The organism is Variovorax sp. UC74_104 (assembly GCF_044055375.1).
GTDB lineage: Bacteria > Pseudomonadota > Gammaproteobacteria > Burkholderiales > Burkholderiaceae_C > Variovorax.
This window is the reverse complement of record NZ_CP171979.1, coordinates 14195-32230: the sequence shown is the minus strand read 5'-3', so window position 1 is coordinate 32230 and position 18036 is coordinate 14195. Positions and strand designations below refer to the sequence as shown.

The following is an 18036-nucleotide window of genomic DNA, read 5'->3' as shown; positions in this document are numbered from 1 at the left end:
GCCTCGCCGCATCTTCGCCCGCGCCATGGGCTTCGCGGCCCTTGACTTGTCGACCAACTAGTAGATAGACTGGAGCCATGAACCTTCCAGACCTCTCTCCCAAGGCAGCCGAGATCGCCAACTGCGCTCAGGGGCTCCTTGCGACCAAGGGGTACAACGGCTTCAGCTACGCGGACATCTCGGAGGCCGTGCACATCAGCAAGGCGAGCATCCACCACCACTTCCCGAGCAAGGCCGAACTCGTGCAAACCGTGCTGCGAAGATACCGTGAACAAGGTCGAGAGGGCCTCGCCGCGCTGGCGAAGCAGGTCGCCGATCCGCTCGCCCGCATCCGCGCGTACACCGGCTACTGGGAGACGTGCATCCGCGACGAGACGGCGCCGTTCTGCATCTGCGCGATGCTGGGGTCGGAATTGCCTGCGATCCCCAAGGAAGTCGCCGATGAGGTTCGAGGGCACTTCAGCGACCTCGCCACTTGGTTGGCGGGTGTCTTGAAGGACGGTGCCGCCCAGGGGACCTTCAAGCTGCGAAGCGATGCGCAGTCCGAGGCCATGGCCCTCATGGCCACCGTGCACGGCGGAATGCTGGCAGCCCGCGTCTACGGGGACCCGGCAGCCTTCGCGACCGTGGTGCAGCAGGGCGTCGAGCAGTTGCTGGCGCCGAAATCTCGACGCTGACCGCCAGGCCTCAAGTCTCGGCACGGTCATTTTTTAACCGTTTTGTCTATCAACTAGTAGATAGATGAAAGTTTCATCGGAAGCCTCTGTGGCGCGGCTTTCGATGCCATCCACAACGCGCCCTTCACCCGCGACGCACGTCGCACAGGAAATCACCATGCAATTCCCCAAAGCTTCCAGGCTCCTCGCCGCAGGCGCAACCAGTGTGCTGCTTGCGATCGGCACCCTCACGGCGGCCGTCGCCGCAGGTCCTGGCGACCAGGTACGCATCCGCGGCACCGTCGTCTCGCTCAGCGGCGATCGCCTGCAGGTCAACTCTCGCGAAGGAAAGCCGGTCACCGTGACGCTCAAGGCCGGCTGGAAGGCATCTGCGGTCGTGAAGGCCAACATGAGCGACATCAAGCCGGGAGATTTCGTGGGCATCGCCTCGCTCCCCCGCTCCGAAGGCGGCGATGGCGCACTGGAAGTTCTCATCCTGCCGCCGCAACTCAAGGGCATGGGCGAAGGCAGCTATGGCTGGGACCTGAAGCCCAACAGCACCATGACCAATGCCACCGTCGCCGACGCAGTCAAGTCGGTCAACGGCAGCACCGTCACGGTGAACTACCACGGCAAGGAAAAGAAGATTTCGATCCCCGAGGGCACCCCGATCGTCACGCTGGTGCCGGCGACGCCGGAGGACGTCAAGCCAGGCGCCGTCGTGTTCATTCCCGCGGAAAAAGGCGGCGACGGCCTGTCGGCGGGCCAGCTGATCGTCGGCAAGGACGATGTCGTTCCTCCCATGTAAGGAGTCCCGCGCCGGCCTGCCTTAGTGCTTGGCCGGCCGGGATGTTTCATGAGCACATCCTCCATCCCCAACACCATGCCACCCACCGCACGTCAACGCTTCATAAGGCGGCATTCGCCCACCGTGAGAGCGACGCACTGGCTCAACGTGCTGTGCCTTTCGTTCCTGCTGCTGAGCGGGCTGCAGATCTTCAATGCCCATCCGCGGCTGTATTGGGGGAAGTACGGCGCTGACCCGGATGCAGCCTTCCTGTCCATCGGCACGAGACAGACAGGCAGCGTGTCCCAAGGGTTCCTGCAGGTCGGCCCGCTCCACATCGAGACCACCGGCTTTCTCGGTGTCTCCGACGAAGGCGGCAGCGCGACCGCGAGAGCCTTTCCCGCATGGCTCACCATTCCTTCGTACCACGACCTGGGAGCCGGCAGACGCTGGCACTTCTTCTTTGCATGGCTGCTCGTCCTCAACGGCCTGCTCTACCTGGCCCATGGGTTCTGGCGAGGCCATTTCCGCCGCGACCTCGTGCCCAGCGGCGGCCAGCTCGCACTCCGGCACTTGTGGCACGAGGTTCTCGACCATGCCCGTTTGCGCTTCGCGCGCGGTGAAGAGGCGCGCCGGTACAACGCCCTGCAGAAGCTCAGCTACCTCGTGGTGGTGTTCGGCCTGCTGCCGCTGATGGTGCTGACCGGGCTGACGATGTCACCCGGCCTGGACGCCGTCTTCCACTTCCTGCCCGATCTTTTCGGCGGGCGCGCTTCGGCTCGCACGATCCACTTCGTCACCGCATTCCTGCTGGTGTCGTTCGTCGTCGTTCATGTCGTGATGGTCATCGCGTCAGGCCTCTGGAACAACCTGCGCTCGATGCTCACCGGCCAATATGCCATCACCGATGAAGGAACCAGACCATGACGACACGGCAGTCTTCGCGCCGAAACTTCCTTGCGCGCCTTGCCGCCGGGGCGGGCGCCCTCGCATTGACCGGCTGCGACCGCCTGGTTCAAGACGACAACGTGGATGCGTTGCTGCGCCAGACCGAGAAACTGACGCTGGCGAGCCAGAGAGCCCTCCTTTCCAGGCATGCGCTGGCGCGGGAATACACCGAAGCGGACCTCTCGCCGGTCTTTCGCGCCAACGGCACGCAGATGCCCGACTCGAACGAGTACGCCCGGCTTCTGGAAGGAAGCTTCATGGACTGGCGACTGCAGGTGGACGGCCTGGTCGAGCGCCCCCAGAGCCTGTCGCTCGCCGAGCTCAAACGCTTTCCTTCCCGAACCCAGATCACGCGCCACGATTGCGTCGAGGGATGGAGCGCCATCGGCAAGTGGCACGGCGTGCCGCTTGCCCATGTTCTCAACGCCGCAGGATTGAAGCCCGGCGCTCGCTATGTCGTGCTCCACTGCGCGGACGATCTCGAAAAGGCGCTCGATGGCAGCGGACGCTACTACGAGAGCATCGACCTGATCGATGCCTATCACCCTCAGACGATCCTGGCCTACGGCATGAACGGAAGGGATCTCCCTGTCCGGCATGGCGCACCGCTCAGACTGCGGGTGGAACGGCAGCTCGGCTACAAGCAGGCGAAGTACCTGATGCGCATCGAGGTCGTCGATGGGTTCTCGACGCTGTTCGGCGGCAAGGGCGGCTTCTGGGAGGACCGCGGCTATGAGTGGTATGCCGGGATCTGAACCATCCCCCGCGACCCGGCGCGTACGCCTCATGCCTTTGCATGAGGTAACGTGCGCATTCCCACAGAATCAGGCCGCAAGATGAACTCTGATGCGCTCGCCAATCTTTACAGGGACTACATCGCCTGCCTGAACAGGCGCGACCTCGACGACCTCGGGACCTACGTTCACGACGACGTCCGACACAACGGGCAGCGGCTTGGGGTCGAGGGCTATCGGCTGATGCTGCAGAAGGACTTCACCGACATTCCCGACCTCCGCTTCAACATCGAACTGCTGGTCTGCCAGCCGCCTCTCGTGGCAAGCCGGCTTCTCTTCGATTGCACGCCAAAGGCGAATTTCCTCGGTCTTGCCGTGGACGGTGTGAAGGTCTCATTCTCGGAAAACGTCTTCTACGAATTCCAGGACGCAAAGATCATCACTGTGTGGTCTGTCATCGACAAGACGGCCATCGAGGCTCAGCTGCGGCAGGCGGGAGCGGCCGGCCCTCCTTAGCACCGAAGAAGAACTTCGAGCCTCCCGGGAGGCTTCGACCTGGCGCGCGGCACATGGCGCCGGATCTCGCGTCGAGGCGGCGCTGCGCGACCCTCACGCATGATCCGTGGACCGCGTCACCGCCTCCCATGCATCGATCTCGCTGGACAGTGCGGCGAGCTTGGCCCGCACGAGCTCCAGCGCATCCGTGCCCAGAAGCAGGTGCGCCGGCGGGCTCGGGGCCTCGACGATCGCCAGGAGCGCCCGCGCCGCCTTGGCCGGGTCGCCGGCCTGCGAACCGCTCTTGGCCTGTCTGGCCTGCCGGATCGGATCGAAGAGCGCGTCGTAGTCCTCGACGGTGCGTGCCGACCGCATCATCGAGCGGCCGGCCCAGTCCGTGCGGAAGGACCCGGGTGCGATTGCGGTGACCTTGATCCTGAAGCCCGCGACTTCCTTGCCGAGCACCTCGGAGATGCCTTCCAGCGCGAACTTGCTGCCGCAGTAGTACGCGATCCCCGGCATCGTGATGAAGCCGCCCATGGACGTGATGTTGATGATGTGCCCGCGGCGACGTATGCGCATCGAGGGCAGGACGGCCTTGATCATCGCGACGGCGCCGAAGACATTCACGTCGAACTGCCGCCTCATTTCTTCGAGGCTGGACTCTTCGAGCGTTCCCTCGTGGCCATATCCAGCGTTGTTGACCAGCACGTCGATCTGCCCGTGCCTGGCAAGCAATTGGGGAACGCGTCTTTCGATCGCGTCGAAGTCGGTCACGTCGAGCACGACGGCATGCGCCCTTCCGGGAGCGCTTCGCTCGAATGGCGCTACGCTGTCCTCCTTCCTCACGGTCCCGAGGACCGTGTGCCCCTCGGCAAGGGCGGCGGCGGCGAATGCCTTTCCGAATCCCGAAGTGACGCCCGTGACGAGGAAGGTTTTCTGTGAGGTCTGGCTCATGGTCGGCTCCTTGAAAGTGATGGATCGATCCTAGGAGCCGGTAGGCAGACTCGAAATGCCAGGTCGCACGCTTGACTTGCCTAAAACCACAAACCCATGGACTGGCAGGCTGCACCATGGCAGATTGGCAACCGAAATGAACGACGCCCGAACGCCAGGCAAGACGCCCAAAAAGACACCGAACGAATCGCCGCAGATCCCGGACATGCAGCGTCGGATGGTCGAGCTGGCAAAGCCGCTCTCGCCCCTTGAGGGCTACAACCTCACCGTACTTCCCGATGTCCGGCTCTTGAGGTCCGATCGGCCACTGGCCCGCGCGCCGGTGCTCTATGAGCCCGGCATCGTCATCGTTCTCCAGGGCCGCAAGCGCGGGTTCCTTGGCGACGAAGTCTATCTCTACGACGCGCAGCACTACCTGGCCGTGTCCGTGCCCGTTCCCTTCTCGATGGACACCGATGCGTCGGTGGAAGAGCCGCTGCTGGCGATCTACTTTCGGCTCGACTTCAAGGTCGCGGCGGAACTGATAATGCAACTCGACGAGCACGGTTCCGCCAAGGAAGCCGCCCCCAGGAGCCTGACATCGACGCCGATGGACGAACGCCTGGCTCGCGCCGTCCTCAGGTTCCTCGAGGTGATGAACTCGCCCCTCGAGGCCCCAATCCTGGGTCCGGGTCTGGTTCGTGAGATCTACTTCCGCGTTCTCACCGGCGAGCAGGGAAGCGTCATCCGGGCTTCGCTCACCCGCCAGGGACATTTCGGCAAGATCGCCAAGGCGATCCGGACCATTCATGCGGACTTCGACAAGAAGCTCGACATCGACCAGCTCGCCGCTGAGGCGGGCATGAGCCCCACCTCGTTCCACGCCCACTTCAAGGCCATCACCTCGACGTCGCCGATCCAGTACTTGAAGACGACCCGCCTGCATCAGGCCAGGCTGATCATGGCCAGGAACCAAATCACCGCCGCGCAGGCGAGTGCCCAGGTGGGCTACGAAAGCCCTTCGCAATTCAGCCGGGAGTTCAAGCGCATGTTCGGCCGCGGCCCTGCCGAGGAGGCCTCCCGCATGCGCCAGGCCTTCGCGGCGCCCGATCCCTCGCCGCACGCGGTGTATGTGGCCGCGCACTGAGGGCCAGGCACACCCGCAGCGACATGCGAAGAAGCGCCGCTCGTCAGGTCGCCTACCCGGCGACTTCGTGGACGAACTGGCCCGCGCTCAGCGTGTTGACGGTCTCACCCGGGATATCCATCAGGATGCGGCTGCGTTCGGGCGTCATGGTGACGGTGATGTACTGGACCGGCCTTGCGGCGGGGTCGTGCAGCACGCGCACGATCTTCAGCAGGGGCGCTCCGACTTCCGTCTGCATGAGCTTCGCACGGACCGGGTCGCTCAGCTCGGCCGTGATTTCCTGGATCACGCGGCCGAACTTCACGCCCTGGGCCATCAGGATCTCGTAGAGCGCCTGCTTGCGAAGCGAGGTGGCAGTGACCTGCTTGCCGAGCCGCTCGGGGACCCAGGCATCGGACAGCATGACCGGCGTGCCGTTCATGCTGCGCAGGCGCAGCGCATGCACCGCCTTTTCTCCTGGCGCGAGCTGCAGCAGTGCGGCCACGTCCGAAGGTGCCTCGACCCGCTCGACGCGCAGCACCTGCACCTGCGTCTCGCTCGCCGTCTGGCGCAGGCTGTCGATCAAGGAAAGGGTGGGTCGCGCCCGCACCAGCGGCAAGCGGTCCTGGAGCACGAAGGTGCCGCGCCCATGCCGCCGCTCCACCAAGCCCTGCGCGGCGAGGTCCGCCAGGGCTCGCCGCACCGTGATGCGCGAGACGCCGAAACGCTCGCACAGCGACTCCTCTTTCGGCAACAGCCCCGAAGTCGAATACACCCCGCGCACGATCTCGTCGCGAAGGACCACGAAGAGCTGGCGGTGCAGCGATGTGCCCGGCGTCCGGGGCAAAGGGGATTCGGCGAGTTCGACCTGGGCTTTCGCGGGTTTCATCAACGTCGGTGGCAGGGAGCTTGTGAAAGACGCGAGCATAGCCTGTTGATGGTCGGGTGTTGATAGCAACAGGACAGCTGGCGACCGCACTCGTGCACCCGCTGGTGCCCGCGGCTTCGGGACTTCAGGCGCCGCGGCACCATTCCGACCAGGTCGCTCCACGCACCCAGACAGGCCTGGATGGCCTGGACCAGCCCACCACAGGCATGCCGACACCTCGGCTCGCTCACTCCAGCGGATAACGCTTGACGAGCGCACCGAGGCGCTCGCTCTCTTCACGCACTTGCGCTGCGAACTCGGCCGGTGAGTTGACGACGGGCTCCGCCCCCGCGGCCGTGATCGTTCTTTGCACGTCGCCGTCCTTCACCGCATCGCGCAGCGCAGCCACGATGGCCTGCGTCACAGGAGCCGGCATGCCCACGGGGGCGAAGACGCCGAACCAGTTGATCGAACGGTATTGCCCGAAGCCGGCCTCCTTGGCCGTCGGCACTTCGGGCAGAACTGCGGAGCGCCTGTCGCCGGTCGTTGCGAGGAACCGCAGCGTGCCCGCCTTGGCATGGGGCAGTGCCGCTGCGATCCCCGTGAAGGAAAGGTTCACGTTGTTGGCGACCAGGTCCGACACGACGGCGCTGGTGCCGCGGTAATTGACGACGACCGCATCGGGCAGCTTCGACTCCGCGACGAACTGGTGCGAAAGAAGGCGCGACTGGTTGTCGGTGGTGCCGAGCGAACACCGCTGCCCTGCGCGCTGGCAGTGGGCCACGAACTCGGCCAGGGTCTTGACCGGCATCTTGCCGCTCACCACGATCGCGTTGGAGGCCTGAGCCACCGCCGTGACGGGCTGCAGCCGCTGGAGCGGATCGATGCCCCTCAGCCCCGGGGTATAGCGCGTCAACGCGATGGATGGCACCTGCAGCAGCAGCGTCGAGCCGTCGGGATGGGCATCCATGACGCGGCGCGTGCCGATGAGTCCATCGGCGCCCGGCACGTTCTCGACGATCACCGCCTGGTTCCAGAGGACACCGAGCTGACGGGCCACCGCACGCGCCACCGTGTCCGTCCCGCCACCCGGGGCGTAGGGCACCACGATGGTCACGGGCTTGGCGGGGCGCCACGGCGCGTCTTGCGCGCAGGCGGCGGATGGTGCCACCCATGCCATCGCGGCGAAGGCCGCGATCAGCGCGGCGCGTCGTCCTGCATTCTGTCCTGTGTGTCGCACGGTCTTGTCTCTCGAAATGATGGGGATGATCTGCGGCTCGGCGAGCGGAGGCTGTTTGTGCCGCCCTGGTCTACCCGCGACGGCCACAGGTGGCGAGCGCCGTTGCGATTCAGTCCAGCTTGAGGTTCGCGGCCTTGATCAGGTTGCGCCATCTGTCCAGGTCCCTCTCGAACGCGTCCCGCGCGGAAGCCGGCGCTCGATGCGCCACCACGAGGCCGCTGGCCTCCAGGTTTCGCACGACCTCGGGATCGGCCAGCACCGTAGAGAGCGCGGCGGCAAGGCGGTCGAACACCGCGGGCGGCAGGTTCCTGGGCGCGAGCACGCCGCTCATGTAGGTCGCCTGGAGCGACGGAAAGCCGAGTTCTGCCACCGTCGGCACGGACGGCAAAACCGCGATCCGCTCGCGCGTGGTGACGGCGAGTGCCTTGAGGCGGCCGGACTGCACGTGCTGCGCCACGCCGGTGGGAGCGAAGAACGCGAAGTCGACCACGCCGGAGATGAGGTCCGTGCTCGCCTGACCCGAGCCCTTGTAGGCCACGTGCACGGTGTTCATGCGCGCTTCCAGCCGCATCATCTCCGCTTCCAGGTGCGGGATGCTTCCCACCCCGCCCGACGCGTACGACAGCCCCTTCGGCCGCTTGTGCGAAAGCGCCGCCAGTTCACGGATGTCCTTGGCCTGCACATCGGGGTGCACGACCAGCACCATGGGCAGCTCCCCGATGCCGCCGATGTAGCTGAAGTCGCTCGGCCGGTAGCCCACGGCCCGGTAGGCCGGCGTCACCGAAATCGCGCCGTTGTCCGCCAGGTAGAGGGTGTAGCCGTCGGAGGGCGCGTTGGCGACCAGCTGGGCGGCGATGGCGCCTCCGGCGCCGGGGCGATAGTCGAGCACCACCGGCACGCCCAGGTGGCGTTCCAGGCCCAGGGCCAGCGGCCGCCCGACGCCATCGCCTCCGCCGCCCGGCGGGTAGCCGATGACGAACTTGATCGGCTGCTGCGGCCACGAGGACTTCTGCGCCCGCGTCCAGGGCGCGGCCAGGAGGCCGCCAGCCAGTGCGAGCACGCCGCGGCGCGACATCCTGCAGGGCGGCTTCGGGGATTGGATAGCCATGCTTGTCTCCTTCGCTTGTTTTTTTGGAATCGGATGGCCCGCCCGGGACGAGCTCCGGCGATGTCCGGTTCGGCGCAGCGGCCGGCCCGGTGAGCACGATGGGGACCTGGCCGCATTTGTGTGGGCACACTCCGGGCGAGGCGGTCGGCGGGGGAAGTCCGCGCGCCCGTCCTCGCCCACCCTCAACCGTTCAAGCGACGTTCTGCAAGGCGAACTCGTTGACGTGGCCCGAGGGGAGCGCGGCCATGCCGGGGTCTCGCGGCAGTTCGACCCGGAACCAGCGCTTGAGGACGTCCGCGATCAGGTCGTAGCACGCGCCGAAGCGGATCACCTGCATCGTCTGGAAATTGATCAGCGTGCCGGAGCGGCCGTACATGTGATAGCGGCACAGGCCGTGATCGATCTTGATGTCGGCGATCTGGTGCAGCTCGGGCTGGACGTCCTCCAGCCTGAACCGCGATCCCGTCCCCGAGATGTTGGCCGACGAGCCGAACAGCGGCACGAGCTCTTCGCGCGAGAGCCGCGTCAACTCCCTGTGCAGCGGGCCTGCGTTGAGCAGGTTGCCGATCGTGCCTCCGGCCGAGGAGGCTTTCAGGGCGTCGTCGCCCAGCTTCAAGAGCAACGGATGGCCTGCCCGGAATGGTCCGATCACGCCGAGCGGCAGGTCGTAGTCGAGGACGATCGCCTCGACCATCTCCTGCTCGCGCTTGCCGAGGGTCATCATGTCGCGCTGCGTCTCGAGGTCGGCGGCCATGGCGTTGCGCTTGTGGCCGCCGCGCTGCTTGGTGTCGAAGATCTTCCTGAGCGGCTCCATCGAGGCGCCGCACATGGCGTAGCCGGTGTGCTGCGGCACGAGCGCGATACCGCCGTTCTTGACGACGTCGATGATGCGGCGGGCGTCGCCCGCGATGTCGAGGGTGGGCATGCAAGTCTCCTGAGAGTTGGTGGAAGTTGTCGAAGGCATGAAAACTAGGCGCGCACCGAATTCCAGGCCCAGGCGCGCTGCACGCGATCCTTGTCCTGCCATGCGCGAATCAGGGCGTCGTCGCGCAGCGTGAGGCCGATGGCATCCAGGCCGCTGAGCAGCGCTTCGCGGCGGGTCGCGTCGATGGCGAACGGTTGAGGATCGCCGTCGCTGCACTGGATGGTCTGCGCGCGGAGATCGACCGTCAGTGCGGAACCGTCGGCACACCGGCTTGCGAGTGCTTCGATGCGGTCCAAGGGCAGCCGGATCGGCAGCATGCCGTTCTGGAAGCAGTTGGCATAGAAGATGTCGCCGTAGCTCGGTGCGATGACGGCGCGGATTCCCAGGCACATCAAGGCCCACACGGCGCCTTCGCGCGACGATCCGCAGCCGAAGTTGTCGCCTGCCAGCAGGAACGGCGCGTTACGGAACCGCTCGGCATTCAGGATGCACGCCGGATCGGCGCTGCCGTCGGGCAGATAGCGCAGCGATTCGAACGCGAACGGGCCGAGCTGGTCTTTCGGCAGGCTGGTGAGGCGCTCGATCCGCACGATGACGTCGGTGTCGACGTTCGCACGCATGAAGGGAATGGCTGCGCCGCTGACGATCGTGAAAGGTTGCATGGCTGGGTGCTCCGGTCAGGCAAGGGCTCGCACGTCGCTCAGGCGGCCCATCACGGCCGCCGCCACCGCCATCGCGGGGCTGGCCAGGTGTGTGCGTGCCTGCGGGCCCTGGCGGCCGACGAAGTTGCGGTTCGACGTCGAGACGCAACGTGCCATGGGCGGCACTTGCTCGCCGTTGGCAGCGACGCACATGCCGCAACCGGGCTCACGCCACTCGAAGCCGGCTGCGACAAAGACCTGGTGCAGCCCCTCGGCTTCCGCAGCGCGCTTGACGTCCTCCGAACCGGGAACCACCCACGCACGCACGTGAGGCGCAATGCGGCGGCCGCGGGCCACGTCGGCCGCCGCGCGCAGGTCGGAGAGGCGGGCGTTCGTGCAAGAGCCGATGAACACCCAGTCGATCGGTGTGCCGGCGATGGGCGCGCCGGCCTCCAGGCCCATGTAGTCGAGCGCCTGCGACGTCGCATCAGCGCCGGCGCCAGCCGCAATGCGCGGCGCGGGAATCCGCGCGTCGATCGCGATCGCCTGCTCCGGGCTCGTTCCCCAGGTGACCGTGGGCACGACCTCGCGCGCATCGATGAACTCCTCGCGGTCGAAGACCGCGTCGGCATCGGTCTTCAGCTCCCGCCACGCAGCCACCGCTGCGTCGAAGTCGGCGCCCTTCGGGGCGAATCGGCGGCCCTTCACATAGTCGATCGTCCGATCGTCCGGGGCGATCACGCCGGAACGGGCGCCAAGCTCCACTGTGAGATTGCACAAGGTCAGCCTCGCCTCGACATCGAGTGACTCGATCGTGGAGCCCGCGTACTCGACGGCATGGCCCACGCCCGCATTGGCGCCCAGCCTGGCGATGATGTGCAGCGCCAGGTCCTTGGCAGTAACGCCGAAGCCCAGGGCGCCTTCGCACCGGATGCGCATGTGCCTGGGCCGCTGCAGGCGCAAGGTCTGCGTCGCGAGCGCATGCGTGCTCTCGCTGGAGCCGACACCGAGTGCCAGCGCGCCGAGCGCACCGTTCGTGCAGGTGTGGCTGTCGCCGCAGATCATGGTCAGGCCCGGCAGCACGATGCCCTGCTCCGGCCCCATCACGTGCACGATGCCCTGCCCCTGCTCGCCGAGGTCGAAGAGCCTGATGCCGAACCGCTGCGCGCCTTGCCTGAGCGCCGACCACAGCTTGCTGCCCGCGAGGTAGGTCCTGCCGTCGCGGCCTGGCCGGGTGGAAACGGCATGGTCGGGCGTCGCGAACACGAGATCACTGTCGTGCACGGCGAGTCCGCGTTCGGCCATGTCCGCGAGCGACGCCGAGCCGGACAGGTCGTGCAGCAGGTGCCGGTCGATGTGCAGCAGCGCCCACCCGTCCCCGAGATCGCGCACGACATGCGCATCCCAGATCTTGTCGAAAAGAGTCCGCCCGGCCATCACGCGGGGCCTCCGGCGCGGCCGTGCACGCCCACGGCGGGCGCGGCAGGATCGATCGCGCCCGCGCCGGCATTGAAGCGACGGCGCAAGGCATCCCAGTCGTCCGCCCCGAAGCGCCGGAACGTTTCTGCCACGGCGGCAGCGACCGGCGGCACGACACGTGCAGACCTGAGCGCAGCTAGTGCAGCGTCCCCGGCCTCGATGGCGGCGCTCAGCAGCAGGCCGGGCACGATCGCGAGCTTGTAGCCCATCGATTCGGCAACCGACACGTCGAGCACCGGCGTGCGCCCGCCGCCGACGATGTTGAGCAGGCAGGCACCGCGCACCCTTCGCGGCACCAGCTCGACCTCCTCCCTCGTCTGCGGGGCTTCGACGAATGCAATGTCGGCGCCGACGTCGATGGCTGCATTCGCGCGGCCGATGGCTTCGTCCAGGCCCAGCATGGCACGCGCATCGGTACGGGCAATGATCAGGAATTCGTTGGAACGCCGCGCCTCGACGGCGGCGCGGATCTTCGAGACGAATTCGTCGCGCGTGACCACCTCCTTGCCTTCGAGGTGGCCGCAGCGCTTGGGTGACACCTGGTCCTCGATGTGGATTGCCGCGACGCCCCGCGACTCGTACTCGCGCACGGTGCGCGTGACGTTCAGTTCATTGCCATAGCCCGTGTCGGCATCGGCGATCACCGGGACATCGACCGACCGCGCCATCACGCCGGCGTTGTCGGCCATCTCCGTTTGCGTCAACAGGCCGAAGTCGGGAAAGCCGCGGGCCATTGCCGTACCTGCGCCGGTCATGTAGACGGCAGGGAACCCGGCCTGGGCAACCAGCCTGGCTCCGATGCCGTCATAGGCGCCGGGCGCCACGACCATGCCCGGCAGAGAGATCAAGCCCCTCAGCGACCGTCGATGCTTGGAAAGAAGATTCGTCATTATGTCATCATATTCTAATAACAATAGAATGTCAGCAGCAAGGCCGCGACCCCAGGTGGTAACCCTCGGTAATTTCGTCTGGCCTGTCGTGCTACGGGGTCCTCACGCGAAGTGGAGAGCGTTCATGCCGCCACAGAGGTCGGACTGCATGGCGCGCTCCGCCCTGGCATGTGGCTGATCGCCATGCTTTGCAAGCGCTGCCGCGGCGGCGCCTGCCAGCAGCCATCACGCAGGAAGTGCTTGGAATCGATCGCGCGCAGTTGATCGTGCGCGCCCGTCATCCTCTGAGTAGAAGGCAACATGTCGAATTGGAAGCACTCGGCGGCTTCGGATGGGTTCTGCCTCCACACGAAACGTCCATGCGGCGGCAGCTCGAAGCCACCTTCCGGGAGGCCGGCCTGGATGCGCCGGTAGCTACCGTGGAATCCATGTCCTTCCTGACCAACCGGGCGCTGGTACTTGCATCAGACCTGATCACCGTGTGGCCACAGCACCTGGCCGAAGTGGAGGCGCGCACGGGACTGGTCAGGATCCTGCCGCTCGAACTGGCCCAGACAGAGCGCCCGCTGGGCGTCTGGTGGCGCACCGAGCCCGGCTTGTCACCGCCCGCGCAATTGGTCGTCGGCGCCTTGAGAACGGTGACCGCGAACGCTGCAAACGATCGTCACTGAGAGCGGGTGAAAGTTGCTGCACTGGTCAGCTCGGGAGACCGACAGCGGTGAACTCCTCTGCATGACACCGAAGGCATCGCCGATGCTCGCTTGGCACGTCGTATCGGACTGATGCGAATCGACCTGGCGGGCGTCATCTGCGTTTGGGCCAACATCTGGCCAATTGACGGCTGGATGATCCTTTTCAATCGGCCTTCGCTTCGGTCCATTGCGCCCCGTCGGTCACGCCTTCGCCGAAATTGATGCAGGTCCGGCGCGGACTCTTGTTGACCATGAGGCGTACGACGTCGCCGCGGGCGTAGTGGCCCGAGGGGTCGTAGGCCGCCTTGGCAACGGCGATGTTGGCGAGATCGATGTCGGCGTAGAGCAGGCCTTCCTGGTCCTGGGGCATGTGCGGCACCAAGGGCTGGCCGTCGGGTCCGAAGATCATCGAGTAGCCGCCGCCGGGCTTGCAGCCTTCTGCGTTGAGCAGCGCCACGCGCTCGGGCGTGTCGCACAGTTCGTCGAACATGTCCTGTCCAGTGACCGCGCTCGAGTGAAGCACGTAGCAGCCCCCTTCCAGCGCGTAGATCTGGCTGGCGGCCAGGTTGACTTCGTGTCCGAGCGCATAGGCTTTGCCGCGGTACAGCGTGAACGAAGGCCACGAGGCCACATGCACCTGCTCGTGCATCGAGTACATCGCGTACTTCGAGAGCGGCTGGATGTGCTCCGCGCAGCACAGCGCGCCAATACGGCCGACGCTGCTGTCGACGACCTGGAAGTCGGATCCGTCGCCTTCGCCGAACAGGGTGCGCTCGACGTGCGTCGGCTTCAGCTTGCGGCGCTTGAACACCATCTCGCCCTTGTCGCTGATGAGCGCCTGGCTGAGGTACAGCGATCCGCCCTCGATTTCCGAAAAGCCGATCACGACGTTGATGTCCGACTTCTTGGCGGCAGCGGCGATCGCCGCAAGCTCCGGTCCATCGGCTCGCAGAGAGTTGGCGTGGTATCTGGATACGAACTGCATTCCCCAAGCCGGTGCGCCGAGCCACAGCCACCAGGGGTAGCCCGGAATGAACACCTCCGGAAACGCCACGAGCTTCGCGCCGTTGGCCCCTGCTTCGGCGATCAGGCCGATGGCTTTTTCCGTGGTTGCCTTCGCATCGAGAAAAACCGGGGCAGCCTGGACGACGGCGACTTTGAAAGCTGTTTCGGACATCTGGATTTCCTTGACTGTGAGTGAATGGGTGAAGAGGACGGAGCTCAGCGGCGCGGCATGTCGCGCCGCACGCCGAATGGATCGATGGCCCATCGCCGCGTGACGAGGCTCCAGGCGCCGCCCGGTGCGAACACCATGGTGGCAATGGCAAGCGAACCCAGGCCGATGAAGTACCAGGAGCCGTAGCCGGCGAAGGACTCGCGCAGGAGGAAGTAGAGGATCGTTCCCAGGATGGGCCCCTCCAGTGTTCCGATGCCGCCCAGCACCGCGATGAAGATGGCCGCGGCGGACCAGTTCAGCGAGAAGGTCGCGTCCGGCGTGACCTGCAGCGTGTTCATGTAGGCCACGGCTCCCGCAAGCCCGGTGATGGAGCCCGCGATGACCCACAGCGCAAGCTTGGCCCGCTGGATCGAAACGCCGGAGGCGGCCGCCGCGGCCTCCGAGTCCCTCACGCTCATCAGCGCCAGGCCCAGCCTGCCCCTGAGCATCAGGCGCGCGATGACGAGTGCGCCGACGCCGGTGATCAGCGCGGACCAGTAGACACCCGCGTTGCGCGTCCAGCGATCGAAGCTCGCGAGCGCCTCCAGCGGCATGCCACCGCCTGCGCCCAGCCATTCGTTGTTGAGCGTCAGGATCCGCAGCATCTCCGCGAGAACCCACGTCCCTACCGCGAAATGCGCACCGCTGAGCCGGAACATCGGCAGCGCGCTCAGCAATGCGAAGAGCGCGGTCGCCGCCGTTGCCAGCGGCAGCATGATCCAGGGGTTGATTCCCAGCCTGTTGGACAACGCGAAGAGGGCATAGGCCCCCACGCCGACGAACATCTGGTGCCCCACCACCACCAGCCCGCCATAGCCCGCCAACAGGTTCCAGGCCAGCGCCATCGCGAAGACGGTAAAGATCTCCACGAGGAGCCGCTGGGTTGCAAAGCTCGTGAACCACGGCGCCAGGGCCAGGGCGCCCAGCACGGCGAGAAGGACGACGCCGACTACCGCCCTGCCCGCCTTGCGCGGCCGGGCTTGATGAATCAATGCGAGCGAGTTCATCGCGAACCCTTTCCGAAAAGCCCTTGCGGACGTGCCAGCAGCGCGACGAGGAACACCAGGTGTCCGAAGAACGGGCCGAGGCCCGACGACACCTTGGCACCGAGGAGCTGCGCCACGCCGATGATCAAGCCACCGACGAACGTGCCCCAGACATTGCCGAGGCCGCCGAGCACGACGGCCTCGAACGAGTACAGCAGGCGCTCGGGCCCGGCCGTGGGGGAGAACGGCGTCCTGATGCCGTACATCACCGACGCGAGCGCGATCACGGCGAGCACGAAGCCGGTGACCAGCGCGAAGAAGTTGCGATCGTTGACGCCGACCAGCCGCGCGGTGCCGGGGTCGTCAGCCACGGCGCGCGCCTGCCGGCCCAGGTGCGAGTGGCCGATCAGCCAGCTGGTGCCCGCGAAGATCGCCACGCTGATCACCGTGGAGACGAGCGGCAGCAGCCCTATCGACACCCCGCCCAGGTCGAAGCCCTGCAGCGCGAACTCGCCGGCCTGAAGGCTGCGCGTATCGGCCGTGTAGACCTTCTGCAGGATGTTCTGCAGGACGATCGAGAGTCCGAACGTGAGCAGCAGCGGCGAAAGCGCTCCCCTGCCCACCACGCGATTGAGCAGGACCCTTTGCAGCCCATAGCCGATGACGAACATCATGGGAACCACGGCGAGCAACGAGACGAACGGCCCGATGCCCAGGAGCTGCATCACCGTGCTGCACAGGTAGGCGCCCAGCACGATCAGGTCGCCATGTGCGATGTTGATCATCTTCATCACGCCGAGGCTCAGGCTGAGGCCGAGCCCGAAAAGGGCATAGAGCGCGCCGAGCATCAGGCCGCCCGCGATGGTTTCGAGTAGTGCTTGCATGTCAGATTCCAAAGTAGGCCTGGGCAACCTGCGCGTGGTCCGCATGCTCGGAGCTGCCCTGCAGCACCACGCGCCCCTTCTGGATGCAATAGAAGCGGTCGGACTCTGAAAGCGCGCGCTTCACGTTCTGCTCCACCAGCACGACGGCCAGGCCATCCCTGCGTGCGCGGCCCAGGAGTTCATAGACTTCGTTGACGGCGACCGGAGACAGGCCCAGCGAGATCTCGTCGCACAGCAGGTAGTCGGGATTGCAGACCAGCGCGCGCGAAAGAGCCACGAGCTGCTGCTGGCCGCCCGACAAGGCCGTTGCCGGACGGTGCTGGAATGCCTCCATCACCGGAAATTCCTTCATCAGGCGCTCGACGGTCCACGGCCCCTTGCGGCCGTTGCGCATCGCCAGCTGAAGGTTTTCACGGACCGTCAGGCTGGGAAACAGCCGCCGGCCCTCCGGCACCAGTGCAATGCCGCGATCGAGCTGCTTGCGCTCCGGGTCCCCGCCCACGGGCCGGCCGTCGAGCAGGACCCCGTCCGGGCGAGTGCGCACAGAACCGACGATCGAACGAAGCAGCGTCGACTTGCCCGCCCCGTTCGATCCGATCAGCGCGACGGTCTCGCCGGGCCTGACCTCGAACGTGAACCCGAACAGCGCCTGGAACAGGCCGTAGTACGCATCGAGACGGTCAGTGCGCAGCATGGCCGACCTCCTCGCCGATGTCCGAGCCCAGGTAGGTGTCCCGCACGGTCTGGTCGCCCATGACCGACCCGGGGTCGCCATCGCAGATGACCGCGCCGCTGGCAAGCACCACGAGACGGTCCGCCGCCGACACCAGGGCGTGCACCAGGTGTTCGATCCAGAGGATGGTGACGCCGCTCTGATGGATCGTGACGATCAGCTGCAGCAGTTGCTGCATCTCGCCGTCCGTCAGCCCGCCGGCCACCTCGTCGAGTAGCAGCAGGCGCGGCTGCGTGGCGATCGCACGCGCGAGCTCGAGGCGCTTTCGCTGAAGCAGCGTGAGCGTGCCCGCGAGCTTGTCCGCGACCGGCGCGAGGCCGCAGCGTTCGATCGCGTCCATCGCCAGGGCCTGCGCGGCACTCCCGTTCCCGCTGCTGCCGAAAGTTGCGGCGACCAGGGCGTTCTCGTAGGCGGTCATGCCCTCGAACGGCTGCGGAATCTGGAAGGTGCGCCCGATGCCGGCGCGGCAACGCTGCGCCGCGTCCAGCGTGGTGACGTCCATGCCGTCGAGGAAGACGCTGCCGCTGTCACAGCGCGTGCTGCCCGAGATGAGCCCGAACATGGTGCTCTTGCCGGCACCGTTGGGGCCGATCACGCCGATGAAGTCCCCCTCCTCCACGCAAAGCGAGAGCTTCGGGATGACGACCATGTCGCCGTAGCGCTTGGTTGCGTCGCGCAGTTCGAGCAGCATG

20 protein-coding genes are annotated in these 18036 nt (G+C 66.3%); 7 read left to right on the top strand and 13 right to left on the bottom strand.

Going from position 1 to position 18036, the window contains the following annotated elements; all coding sequences use genetic code 11:
* Positions 1-77: 77 nt before the first annotated feature.
* From ACHMXA_RS30755 to ACHMXA_RS30735, 5 genes are all read left to right on the top strand, one after another.
* Entirely contained in the window at positions 78-677 is a 600-nt protein-coding gene (locus ACHMXA_RS30755) for a TetR/AcrR family transcriptional regulator (protein WP_395322045.1), read from the top strand.
* Positions 678-834: 157 nt separating this feature from the next.
* A complete protein-coding gene (locus ACHMXA_RS30750; protein ID WP_395322043.1) occupies positions 835-1464 on the top strand; it encodes a hypothetical protein in 630 nt (209 codons plus the stop codon).
* 48 nt (positions 1465-1512) lie between these two features.
* A complete protein-coding gene (locus ACHMXA_RS30745; protein WP_395322041.1) occupies positions 1513-2370 on the top strand; it encodes a cytochrome b/b6 domain-containing protein in 858 nt (285 codons plus the stop codon).
* Positions 2367-3146 carry a molybdopterin-binding protein gene (locus ACHMXA_RS30740; RefSeq protein ID WP_395322040.1) on the top strand — a complete coding sequence of 260 codons (780 nt, stop codon included), beginning with the start codon at positions 2367-2369 and terminating at the stop codon, positions 3144-3146. Before ACHMXA_RS30745 ends, ACHMXA_RS30740 begins: the two co-directional genes overlap by 4 nt.
* 81 nt (positions 3147-3227) lie before the next feature.
* Positions 3228-3641 carry an ester cyclase gene (locus tag ACHMXA_RS30735; RefSeq protein WP_395322038.1) on the top strand — a complete coding sequence of 138 codons (414 nt, stop codon included), beginning with the start codon at positions 3228-3230 and terminating at the stop codon, positions 3639-3641.
* A gap of 93 nt (positions 3642-3734) precedes the next feature.
* On the opposite strand, the gene ACHMXA_RS30730 is transcribed toward ACHMXA_RS30735, so the two are convergent.
* On the bottom strand, positions 3735-4577 hold the full coding sequence (locus ACHMXA_RS30730) for an oxidoreductase (RefSeq protein WP_395322036.1): 843 nt from the start codon (positions 4575-4577) through the stop codon (positions 3735-3737).
* 136 nt (positions 4578-4713) lie between these two features.
* Between ACHMXA_RS30730 and ACHMXA_RS30725 the strand changes: the two genes are divergently transcribed.
* On the top strand, positions 4714-5703 hold the full coding sequence (locus ACHMXA_RS30725; protein ID WP_395322034.1) for an AraC family transcriptional regulator N-terminal domain-containing protein: 990 nt from the start codon (positions 4714-4716) through the stop codon (positions 5701-5703).
* 52 nt (positions 5704-5755) lie between these two features.
* Here the strand turns inward: ACHMXA_RS30725 and ACHMXA_RS30720 are convergent, their stop codons facing one another.
* From ACHMXA_RS30720 to ACHMXA_RS30690, 7 genes are all read right to left on the bottom strand, one after another.
* Positions 5756-6571 carry a GntR family transcriptional regulator gene (locus ACHMXA_RS30720; protein WP_395322032.1) on the bottom strand — a complete coding sequence of 272 codons (816 nt, stop codon included), beginning with the start codon at positions 6569-6571 and terminating at the stop codon, positions 5756-5758.
* A 226-nt stretch (positions 6572-6797) separates the two neighbouring features.
* Positions 6798-7790, bottom strand: a complete 993-nt coding sequence (locus ACHMXA_RS30715; protein ID WP_395322030.1) for a Bug family tripartite tricarboxylate transporter substrate binding protein — start codon at positions 7788-7790, stop codon at positions 6798-6800.
* Positions 7791-7899: 109 nt separating this feature from the next.
* Positions 7900-8898, bottom strand: coding sequence for a Bug family tripartite tricarboxylate transporter substrate binding protein (locus ACHMXA_RS30710; RefSeq protein ID WP_395322028.1), 999 nt, complete (start codon positions 8896-8898; stop codon positions 7900-7902).
* Between the two features lie 190 nt (positions 8899-9088).
* Positions 9089-9823 carry a Sua5/YciO/YrdC/YwlC family protein gene (locus ACHMXA_RS30705; protein ID WP_395322027.1) on the bottom strand — a complete coding sequence of 245 codons (735 nt, stop codon included), beginning with the start codon at positions 9821-9823 and terminating at the stop codon, positions 9089-9091.
* Positions 9824-9867: 44 nt separating this feature from the next.
* Positions 9868-10485, bottom strand: coding sequence for a 3-isopropylmalate dehydratase small subunit (gene leuD, locus ACHMXA_RS30700; protein WP_395322025.1), 618 nt, complete (start codon positions 10483-10485; stop codon positions 9868-9870).
* 15 nt (positions 10486-10500) lie between these two features.
* Positions 10501-11901: a 3-isopropylmalate dehydratase large subunit gene (gene leuC / locus ACHMXA_RS30695; RefSeq protein ID WP_395322023.1), complete on the bottom strand. Its 1401-nt coding sequence runs from the start codon at positions 11899-11901 to the stop codon at positions 10501-10503.
* Positions 11901-12833 (bottom strand): oxaloacetate decarboxylase, encoded by a 933-nt coding sequence (locus tag ACHMXA_RS30690; protein ID WP_395322021.1) that lies wholly within the window; start codon positions 12831-12833, stop codon positions 11901-11903. The genes leuC and ACHMXA_RS30690 overlap by 1 nt, the downstream gene beginning before the upstream one ends.
* A 170-nt stretch (positions 12834-13003) precedes the next feature.
* On the opposite strand from ACHMXA_RS30690, the gene ACHMXA_RS30685 reads away from it, so the two are divergent.
* Positions 13004-13504 (top strand): LysR substrate-binding domain-containing protein, encoded by a 501-nt coding sequence (locus tag ACHMXA_RS30685; RefSeq protein WP_395322019.1) that lies wholly within the window; start codon positions 13004-13006, stop codon positions 13502-13504.
* A 184-nt stretch (positions 13505-13688) separates the two neighbouring features.
* Here ACHMXA_RS30685 and ACHMXA_RS30680 read toward each other — a convergent pair whose 3' ends face one another.
* From ACHMXA_RS30680 to ACHMXA_RS30660, 5 genes are read right to left on the bottom strand one after another with little or no spacing between them, the layout of a single operon-like run.
* Entirely contained in the window at positions 13689-14702 is a 1014-nt protein-coding gene (locus ACHMXA_RS30680) for a nitrilase (RefSeq protein ID WP_395322017.1), read from the bottom strand.
* A gap of 44 nt (positions 14703-14746) precedes the next feature.
* Positions 14747-15748 carry a branched-chain amino acid ABC transporter permease gene (locus tag ACHMXA_RS30675; protein WP_395322015.1) on the bottom strand — a complete coding sequence of 334 codons (1002 nt, stop codon included), beginning with the start codon at positions 15746-15748 and terminating at the stop codon, positions 14747-14749.
* Positions 15745-16611, bottom strand: a complete 867-nt coding sequence (locus ACHMXA_RS30670) for a branched-chain amino acid ABC transporter permease (RefSeq protein ID WP_395322013.1) — start codon at positions 16609-16611, stop codon at positions 15745-15747. The genes ACHMXA_RS30675 and ACHMXA_RS30670 overlap by 4 nt, the downstream gene beginning before the upstream one ends.
* Before the next feature lies 1 nt (position 16612).
* Positions 16613-17305 carry an ABC transporter ATP-binding protein gene (locus tag ACHMXA_RS30665; protein WP_395322011.1) on the bottom strand — a complete coding sequence of 231 codons (693 nt, stop codon included), beginning with the start codon at positions 17303-17305 and terminating at the stop codon, positions 16613-16615.
* Complete coding sequence (locus ACHMXA_RS30660; protein WP_395322009.1) at positions 17292-18035, bottom strand: ABC transporter ATP-binding protein; 744 nt, start codon at positions 18033-18035, stop codon at positions 17292-17294. Before ACHMXA_RS30660 ends, ACHMXA_RS30665 begins: the two co-directional genes overlap by 14 nt.
* Position 18036 lies beyond the last annotated feature (1 nt).